We start from the raw sequence: 9,325 nt of genomic DNA on the forward strand, positions 1-9,325 counted from the left end.
CCATCCGCGACCTCATCCGCAACAGCCTGCGCATGCGCCCGGACCGGGTCGTGGTGGGGGAAGTGCGGGGGCCGGAAGTCATGGACATGCTGCAAGCCATGAATACGGGCCACGAAGGCTCGATGGCGACGATCCACGCCAACTCTCCGCGGGAATGCCTGTACCGGATCGAGATGCTGGCCGGATTCGCGGGCTTCCAGGGCAGCGAGGACAGCCTACGCAGGCAGATCGCGAGCGCGCTCGATTTCATCGTGCAGATCGGTCGTCTTTCCAACGGTCGGCGCCGCATTATTTCCATCTCTGAAGTGACCGGCATGGGCGACAACGTCATTGCCACCCAGGAGTTGTACCGGCACGAGAGTTTCATCGGCCCCGACGGCGAGGAAAAAGACCGGTGGGTCTCGTTGGGCATTCATCCGCACACGCCCAAGCTGGCGAAGTATCGCGATCAATTGCGCCCGATGCCGGCTCCGGAAGCGCCTGCGAGCGGCGGCGGGTTTTGGTCTCGGGGGCGTTGATGTCGGTACAGGCTCTGGTCATCCTCTGCGTTGCGCTGCTGTTGGTGGCTGCGGGGTTGTGGCTTTGGCAGCGTGCGGCCGAGCGCGGCAGGCAGCAGGCGGCGAGCGCGTTCATGGACGAGCAGCTCCATCGTTTCGATGCGGGCCATGCCGTGGTCGAGACCGCCAAAGAGCTCTATCCGCCCGTCCGTCCGAAAGGGGTCCATGGCCGCCTGCAGAACATGATGCTGCGGGCGGGCATTGTTCCGGGCCCCAAGTTCTTTGTTCCCTGGATCGCAGCCTTGGTGCTGTTGCCACTGTCGGCGGCACTCCTGGGCGGCACTGTGTCCGCGGCAGTGCTTTTTGGCATGGTGCTGGTAGCTGCCCTGTTCCAGCTCTGGTGGTGCGCAGAAAAGCGCCGCCAAAAGATGGTGCGGCAATTGCCTGGATTCATCGACGCATTGGTCCGGCTCATCACGATCGGCAATAGCCTCGGTTCGGCTTTTCATACGGCCGTCCCTTCGGTCGAGGCGCCGCTGTTGGAAGTCCTGGAGCGTGCCAATCAGCTTAACCGCGCGGGCATGGAACTGGACGCGGCGCTCGTCCACACGGCGCGCCTCTATCGTTTCTACGAGCTCGAACTGGTTGCGGCCGTGATCGGCGTGGCATTGCGTTTTGGCGGGCGCAGCGACCAGGTGCTCGAGCGGATGGCCGCTTTCATGCGCGACTTGCAACAGGCGCGGGAAGAGTTGCATGCGTTGTCGGCGGAAGTGCGCTTGTCGGCCTGGGTGCTGGCTCTGCTGCCCGCGGGCGTGGCGGGATTCATCCTGGTTTTCAACAACGACATGTTCATGGGCATGTGGACGGATCCGGTCGGGCAGAAGATGCTGGTGGGCGCCTTTGCCCTGCAATTGATCGGCTCCTTCTGGCTCTATCGCATGGCCAAATCGGTTTGATGCTATGTCTACACAACTGCTGACTGCCGCTTCCTTGCTCTTGTTTGCCGCCGCGGCGTTGCTGGTGGGGTTGGGCATCGTCGTGCGGGGCATGCGCCAGAATCGCAGCCGCCGGGTCGTGGACAGTGCCATCACGGCACGGGCCAACCCGGGGCTGGAAGATGCGCTGGCCAGCGTGGCCTCGCCTTCCCGTCGGGACCGGGTCCGCAGCATGTTCGACAATGCGGCCGAGCTCGGGGAAAAGTGGGAGCGAGGACGCCTGGGCGGCCTGCTGCTGGAGTCGGAAGACAGGCAGCTGATCGATCGATGCGGCTTTTCCGATCCCGCCCGCGCGCGGGCGCTCTACATCGTTGCGCGCGCCCTGCTGGTCGTCGCGGTTCCCGTCATCACCTGGCTCTTCGGGCACGGCAGCTTCTTGAGCACGATGTTGTCGCTGTTCGTGGGCTTTGCGCTGGGGTATCTCGCGCCCAAGTGGGCGCTGCGCTATTTCGCCTCTGTCCGCGTCCGCAAGGCGAAGGAGGAGCTGCCCCTGTTGATCGATTTATTGCGCCTGCTGCAAGGCGTGGGGCTGTCCATCGACCAGAGCCTGCATGTCGTCGTCACCGAGTTCCGGAACGTCCTGCCGGTATTGGGCGGGGAGTTGGAGATCGCCACCAACCAGTATGCGCGTGGACTCTCCCGGGAGCAGTCGCTTCAACGGCTGGCCACGGGCTTCGGCAATGAAGACCTGACGGCCCTGGCGCGCTTGATCGTGCAGGTGGACAAACACGGTGGCGCTGTGCAGGAACCTCTCAAGCTGTTCTCGGAGCGGTTGAGGGAGCAGCGCCGCATGGAGCTGAAAGAGCGCATTGGGAAACTCACCGTGAAGATGACAGGGGTCATGGTGCTGACCTTGCTGCCGGCGCTCATCATCGTGACGGGGGGCGCCGGTTTCCTGGCGGTTTTCCGTAGCCTGGCGAGAGTGGGAGGTTGAACGTGAATAAATCCAGGCCCATCGGCACTGCCGCGTTGACCAGCCTGCTCGTCATGCTCGGGGGGTGTGGCTCGACGCCGTCGGGGTATGGGGTCTCGACTCCCCAGTTCAATGACGAAGCGCTGTTGCGCCAACAGGTGGCTAACAACGAGCCGGAGGCGAACAGCCGCGGCATGTATCTCTCCTTGATCCGCGAGATGCAAGGCAAGGGGTTGTATTTTGCGTCGCTCGCGCATATCGACGCCTTCGTCCAGCGCCACGGCAGCGCGCCCGATATCGAGCTGTTGCGCGGGCACGCCTTGCGCGAGGCCGGGCAGGCCGAAGAAAGCGCGGCGGTTTATCGCAAGCTGCTCAAGACGGAAGTCGGCGCGGCGGCGGCCCAAGGGCTGGGGCTGCTTGCCGGCGGGCGCGGAGACTATGCCGGTGCCGTTGCGTCGCTGCGCGAGGCCGCTCGCCTCGATCCGACCAACGCATTGATCGTGAGTGATCTGGGCTATGCCTTGCTGCGCAGTGGGGATGTCGCCGGTGCGCGCCTTCCGCTCGCGCAGGCCGCGGAGTTGGCCCCGGACAATCCGAAGATCCTCGGCAACCTGGCGCTGTTGATGTTGGTGTCGGGTGACGCGGCGCGCGCAGAAACCGTCATGAACAAGGCCGGGCTTTCGGCGGATGCCCGCGCGACGGTGCGCAAGATGGCGGGCGACATCGTGCAGGAGCACGCAAGCATGCGGTTGGCGGCGTCAACTTCAGGAGCTCCTGCGCCAGTGGCCGCGCGCACGGGCCCAGCTGCTGCATCGAGCGTGGTCCGGCCGGTCGAGGCTAGTACCGCGCCCCAGATGGCGCGCGTGTCGCTCCCGGTCGCCACGCCCGGCCTGCCTAAGGCGATGCAAGCTCCTTCGGCGCGGGGGGCCGATGCATTGCCACCCGCCGAGGCGATGCAGGCGGCGCCTGCCGGTTTGCCATCCGACCTGGCACCCGTGCGCGTGCCCATGCAGTCGATGCTCGATAGATTCAGCACGGACACCCCCTGACACCGGACGGCTGACGAACGGGATCTTTAACGACGAATACCTGGAACCAAGGTGATCATGAAACGTACCAGCCAATCCTTGCACGGGCAATTCTCCCCGCGCCGCGTGACGTACTCCCTGATGCTGGCCGTGATGACGGCGGCGCCCGTGGCGCATGGGCAGTCCAATGCACCGGTGACGGGCTCCATGATGCAGGTCACTCCCGAGCAGCGCGCACGGATGCAGGAAGCGGCACGCCAGGCCCAGGCCGAAGAACAGGCGCGCCAGGCTGCCGCCGCCCGCCAGCAGGCTGCGCAGCGGCAGGCCGCCGGCGCGGGAGCGGCCCAGGCACCGGCCGCGCGGGGGCGGGCGTCTTCCGTGGTGCGCCAAGTGCCTGGACCGGCTGCCGCGCCGGCCCCGCGGCCGGCCTCGGGGGCGCAACCGTCTGCCGCCGTGCCACAGGCTGGTGCTGCGACGCAGGCGAGCGCGACACAGGAGGCGCTGGCGGGCAAGAATCGCCCGACCGGCGACGTGACCCGGGCCGTATTGCGTGCCCAGGCCGAAGGCCGCCTGGCGGGGCAGGCCCTGCCCATGCTGGGCGCCACGGCCGCGCCGAGCTGGAAGCGCTACGTCGAGAGCTTCTCGCATCCCATTCCTGAGTTCTACGAAACGACGTCGCAGCCCAAGCAATAGTAGGAAGGTTCCATGACTTTCTTGCGCCGGTCTTCTTCTTTTCCATCCGGTTTTCCGCAGCCCTTGCGCCGGCAGCGGGGATCGGTGCTGATCGCGGCCGCGGGGGCGATGCTGGTGTCGGTGATCCTGCTCGCTTCGGCGGATATCGGCCATCTCTTCTATATGAAACGCGAGCTGCAGAAGACGGCGGACCTCGCGGCGCTGGCCGGCGCGCAGCAATTGGACCCCGATAGCTGCGATGCCGCGACGGCCGCGGCGATCGGCAATGCCAATGCCAACCTGCAGCGGTATGGGCTGACCATGTCGTCGTCGCCGGCACCTGTGTGCGGTCGCTGGGATCCGAACCCCGATCCCGCCAAGAACACGGTGCTGGCCATGGAACCGCCTACCGAATCCTACGGAGGGAAGGGGGGGCAAAAGTACTTCGGCACGCCGAAGAATTCGGTCGGATTCAATGCCGTCAAGGTTGTCATAACGCAGTCTACGCCGGCGTTGCTGCCTTTCCTGGGCAACCGCACGATCACGGCCGAGGCTATCGCTACGCGCGAGGATGCCGTGGCTTCGTTCACCGTGGGCTCACGATTGATCCGCCTGTATCCTGGCAGCCTGCTTTACAACCTGCTTGCAAGCGTCGGGGTCTCGCCTTCCCGGTTGGACGTGCTCAGCTCGGCCGGGCTGGCGAACGTCAGTCTCACGCCGGCGGGGTTGCTCCAGGCGCTAGGCCTGCCGGCGACCGCCATCCTGGACGTCGGCACGCCGAGCGAAGCCGCGGCGCTGAAAAACCTGACGCTGGGGCAACTGCTGGGCGCCATGATCGACGTGCTCAGCCTCGAGCATGTGGCGGGTGCGCAATTAGACGCGCTCAAGCTGCTGGAGGCCGAATTGCGGGCCATCCCCTCGAATAGCCCGCTCGATCTCCCCGTCAGGCTGTTCGGCACGCAGACGGAGCCGGGCATCTTTGCCCACATCACCACGCCCAATCCCATGGCTGCGTTGACCGCGAACGTGAACGTCCTCGACTTGGTCGGAACGGCGATCAGCGTCGCCAATGGGGACAACCTCATCGATATCCCCGACCTCAACGTCGCCGGGCTCGTGCGGGGCAAGATCCGGATCGTCGAGCCGCCGACCATCGCCATCGGCGGCATCGGCACCTCCGCCAACAGCGCTCAGGTGCGGGTGTATCTGCGGGTCGGCACGAGCACTGTTCCGTTGGTGGGCGGGCTGCTGAACTCGCTCGGGATCGTGGTTGACTTGCCCATCATCCTGGAGGTGGCACAGTCCACCGGAGTTCTGCAAGACATGTGTTCGGCGTCGTTGCAGGAGCGGCAGGCGAGCTTGTCCGTGCAATCTGCGGTGGCGAACCTGTGCCTAGGCAGTTTTCCGAACATGGGAACGCCGGCGAGCGACGATTTTTTCTCGAGTACCAACGCTTGCACATCCTTGGTCGGTCGACACAAAGTGCTTGACGTGCTGGGCTTACTGCCAGTCCAGGCGAAGGTCGAAGCGCCGATCCTGCCCTCCAGCTCGGCGGACGTGGTGCTCACCGCGCCGTTGCCGCCGGACGCGGCCCAGGTCGTGACCGTGAGCCCGGACGACAATATCGATCTCACCCAGCTCGGCTACACCATCGCCTCGGCCGTCGGCAACGGATTGCTCGGCGACGTGCTGGGAGCGCCCGCCGCATCCGGCGTGTCGGGAGCGACGAGCGACCAAGCCAAGACTGAGATGGCCACGCGGCTGCTGGGTAGCAAGCCTGGAGGACGCTCGCTTTCCGAAATCAATGCCGAGCTGACTTGGTCGGGGCGGGCCCTGGAAAACTTTGCCAATACGTGGGCTAGCGGAGCGGTGTTGACGGGCCTGCTTCAACTCGTCGGGAAGCTGCTATCGACGGTGGGGGCGGTGCTGGGCGACGTGGTGCTCGGCCTGTGCGGGCTGGGAGGGCCCGATGCGCTGTACCAATGCAAGGTGCCGTTCGTCAAGAGCATGCTCAGCGGCGATTCGGCGGTGACGGCGATTCTTGGCCTGGTCGTGAAGGTGCTGTCTCCCCTGTTGGATGCGCTCAGTACATTGCTGCAAGGCCTGTTGAACGACGTATTGGGCTTGGGCCTCGGGGAGACCGACGTCTCGTTGCTGTCTGTGAACTGCGGTAATGCCAGGCTCGTTTATTGAGCATGACGATGAGGCGTTCTTTTAGGGCTGACATGGCATGAAACTCCGATCCGCTTTCGTACCGGAACTGGACGTCTATGTCTGGGAAGGCAAGTCGGACATCGCGGAGCGCGTGGCGCGCGCGCTTGCTAATTTCGACGTGGACGTCATTCGCGCTGACAACATCGTCGTGTCGCGCGACATCCTCAGTGCACGGCTGTCGGTCGCTGTCATATCGGTCACCGTCATCGATCGTCCGAATTTCAGCGTAAGCGATTGGCAGGCCGGCCATGGCATGCCCGTGATCTGGGTGGCGGCCGAGGCGCGCACCACCGACCCGCGCGTTTACCCGCCCGAGTATTCGAATATCCTGCCGGCCGACTTTACGGCGGCGGAGCTACGCTCGCTGGTGTTCAAGGTCGCCGGCGTGGTGCGCGAGCAGGGCGCGCGCGCCAAGGCCTCTGAACCGCTGATCGCTACCTCCGCATGCATGCGGGCGTTCCTTTCCGAGGTGCAGGCTTACGCCGATTGCGATTCCACGGTGTTGATACGGGGCGAGACGGGCGTCGGCAAGGAGCGCATCGCCCGGCTGTTGCACGAGGGGCATCACCGTTATGGCAAAGGACCCTTCGTGGCGGTGAACTGCGGCGCCATTCCCGACGGCCTGTTCGAGTCCCATTTTTTTGGCCACGCCAAGGGCGCTTTTACGGGGGCGACCTTTGCCCATAAGGGCTATTTCGAGCAAGCCAACGAGGGGACGCTGTTCCTGGACGAAATCGGCGATTTGCCCTTGTACCAGCAGGTCAAGCTGCTACGGGTCCTGGAACAAAACACCGTGACCCGCCTGGGGGCCACCGCTGAAATTCCCGTCGACTTCCGGCTCGTGGCCGCGACCAACCGCGACCTGCGGGAGCTGGTGCGCCAGGAGCTGTTCCGCGCCGACTTGTATTACCGGCTTGCGGTCATCGACCTGCAGGTCCCGAACCTGGAAGAGCGGGGCGCGGCCGACAAAATCGCGATATTCAAGGCCATGCTCGGCCAAATACTTTCCGACCAGGAAGACGTGCCCGACTGGCTGGAGGCGCTGGTAGCCCGGACGCGTTTCCCGGGCAATGTGCGCGAGCTGCGCAATGTGGCCGAGCGCGTCGGCGTGATGGTCCGGCAGTTTCGCTCCTGGGATAGGGAACGCATAGGCCGGATTTTCGCCTCGCTTTCCGACGGTGTCATTCCCGTCAACGAGCGCAGTCCGCAGGAAGTGGCCGAACGCAACCGCATCATCGGAGCCCTCGACGCGCACGGCTGGCGCCGCCAGGACACCGCCAATTACCTCGGCATCAGCCGCAAAGTTCTATGGGAAAAAATGCGCAAATATCAGATTGTCGGCCAGGAAGCGGAAATCGCCGGGGAAATGGACTGAATGCTCGTAAATAAAAGCGTACCGGGGGGCGCGGTTTCATTAAAATCAGACGCGCTTAGTTGCGGTCGGGGCGACCGAATTCATATCACCAAGGAAGCTGGAATGAAAGTTAGGACACGCAGAATGCTCCAACGTGTGGGGATTGGACTGCTGCTTTCCGCCGTGTCGTTGGGCGCGTCGGCCCAGGTGGTCCAGAATGCAAACAGTAAGCCTGCCGGGGCGGGGGCGGCGGCGCAAGAGCGTTCGGCCGAGAGCGGCGCGTTGACCCCGGCCAACAGCACCATGGCAGAGCTGCAGCAGCTCATCCAGAATCGTGCGTTGAACGAGCTGCGCACCACTTATAACGGTAATTACGGCGCCAGCCTCTTGTTCAAGGCCGATGACCTGACCTATTACGTCGCCATGTTCCAGCAGAAGAACTTCTGGCGCGTGGTCAAGACAACGTCCGAGCAGCAAGCCGAACAAACCTACAAGGCCTTCGTCGAGCAAACCGAACAGCTCGCCGACGTGGACATCCGCCGGATCAAGCTCGACGCCGAACGGGCCATGACGGAGCGGCTGATCGCCGCCAATGAATCTCGCCTGGCCGCCTTGCAGAACGACCTCACCCTGCAGCGTCAACAGGAGCAGCAGGTTGCAGCGCGCCAGGAACAGGCGCGCCAGGAAGCCGCCGCCTTGGCCAATGAGCGGCAGGCCGCACGCGAGCAGCTCAACGCCTTGCAGCGCCAGATTCGCATGCTGGAAGAGCAGCAAGCCAAGCTGGAGAGCGCGAACCGGGTGGTGGGGCCGGAGACCAAGCGCGGACGTTGAGGGCCTCCGAAGGGGCCGCTAGGCGGCCGCTTCGGACGCAAGCAAGCAGCCGGGCCGGGAGGCGCCCGGCCGAAAAAAGTGCTGTCAGAAAAAGATCAGCGCCCCTGATTTGCACGAGCAAAAAAGTCTCGCTATAATTTCATTTCTTCGCAGCGCCCGTAGCTCAGTTGGATAGAGTACTTGGCTACGAACCAAGGGGTCGTGGGTTCGAATCCTGCCGGGCGCGCCAAATTGCAAGGGGTTAGTGGAAGCATCCGCTAACCCCTTTTTACTTTGCGCGAGTGCCTGCAACATATTGCGCTTGCGCCGCGTTGAAACTTTCTTCTGCCTGGAAGCATTCCTTAATGCCAGCCTGATGTTGCCGGGCTGTGTGCGGCACGCGAACATCTCTCTCGGGCAGCCGCCCTGTCGGCGCCGTCGCATCCATCACGAAAATGCAGGCTAGCGCCGCTGGCATTTGATCGGGCTCAAATACCCGCCAGGTTTTGGCCTCGAACGCCTTGAGGGCGGGGCCGGATGTACTTAGACTTTCGTCGTGGTTTGCAGAGCTAGCTCTGCAGATTGCACAGGGAAGTCGGTTACCGGAGCGGCTGTTTGCGCGTCTCCTCCACTCTTGGTAATTGGCTCCCCAGTGGGAGGCAGGGTCGTGTCATCCCGACCGACCCTGGTGCTTTCAGCAGCACCACATGGCAAGCTCTGGCCCTGTTGCGCAAGCAACAGGGCTTTTTTTTCGCGGCACAGCCCGATTACACGCGTGTCGCCCGCCGGGGGCGTGCCGGGCGCGCAGGCAAAGACGCGAGGCCCGTTAAGACGGGTACACT

8 protein-coding genes and 1 tRNA gene are annotated in these 9,325 nt (G+C 64.2%); all 9 read left to right on the forward strand.

Annotation, left to right across the window (positions count from 1 at the left end; genetic code table 11):
• Positions 1–518 (forward strand): ATPase, T2SS/T4P/T4SS family (locus IRZ12_RS12360; protein WP_296468842.1); only part of this gene is annotated, 518 nt, incomplete at its 5' end.
• A complete protein-coding gene (locus IRZ12_RS12365; RefSeq protein WP_296468845.1) occupies positions 518–1,453 on the forward strand; it encodes a type II secretion system F family protein in 936 nt (311 codons plus the stop codon). The genes IRZ12_RS12360 and IRZ12_RS12365, both read left to right, overlap by 1 nt.
• A gap of 4 nt (positions 1,454–1,457) precedes the next feature.
• Positions 1,458–2,426: a type II secretion system F family protein gene (locus IRZ12_RS12370; protein ID WP_296468847.1), complete on the forward strand. Its 969-nt coding sequence runs from the start codon at positions 1,458–1,460 to the stop codon at positions 2,424–2,426.
• Positions 2,427–2,428: 2 nt separating this feature from the next.
• Positions 2,429–3,454: a tetratricopeptide repeat protein gene (locus IRZ12_RS12375; RefSeq protein ID WP_296468849.1), complete on the forward strand. Its 1,026-nt coding sequence runs from the start codon at positions 2,429–2,431 to the stop codon at positions 3,452–3,454.
• Positions 3,455–3,511: 57 nt separating this feature from the next.
• On the forward strand, positions 3,512–4,126 hold the full coding sequence (locus tag IRZ12_RS12380; RefSeq protein WP_296468850.1) for a DUF3613 domain-containing protein: 615 nt from the start codon (positions 3,512–3,514) through the stop codon (positions 4,124–4,126).
• A 12-nt stretch (positions 4,127–4,138) separates the two neighbouring features.
• Positions 4,139–6,298 carry a TadG family pilus assembly protein gene (locus tag IRZ12_RS12385; protein WP_296468852.1) on the forward strand — a complete coding sequence of 720 codons (2,160 nt, stop codon included), beginning with the start codon at positions 4,139–4,141 and terminating at the stop codon, positions 6,296–6,298.
• Between the two features lie 37 nt (positions 6,299–6,335).
• A complete protein-coding gene (locus tag IRZ12_RS12390) occupies positions 6,336–7,694 on the forward strand; it encodes a sigma 54-interacting transcriptional regulator (protein WP_296468854.1) in 1,359 nt (452 codons plus the stop codon).
• Between the two features lie 102 nt (positions 7,695–7,796).
• Positions 7,797–8,504 (forward strand): DUF2968 domain-containing protein, encoded by a 708-nt coding sequence (locus tag IRZ12_RS12395; protein WP_296468856.1) that lies wholly within the window; start codon positions 7,797–7,799, stop codon positions 8,502–8,504.
• 152 nt (positions 8,505–8,656) lie between these two features.
• Positions 8,657–8,733, forward strand: a tRNA-Arg gene (locus IRZ12_RS12400).
• Positions 8,734–9,325 lie beyond the last annotated feature (592 nt).

The organism is Pigmentiphaga sp. (assembly GCF_019689535.1).
Taxonomy (GTDB): Bacteria; Pseudomonadota; Gammaproteobacteria; order Burkholderiales; family Burkholderiaceae_B; genus Pigmentiphaga.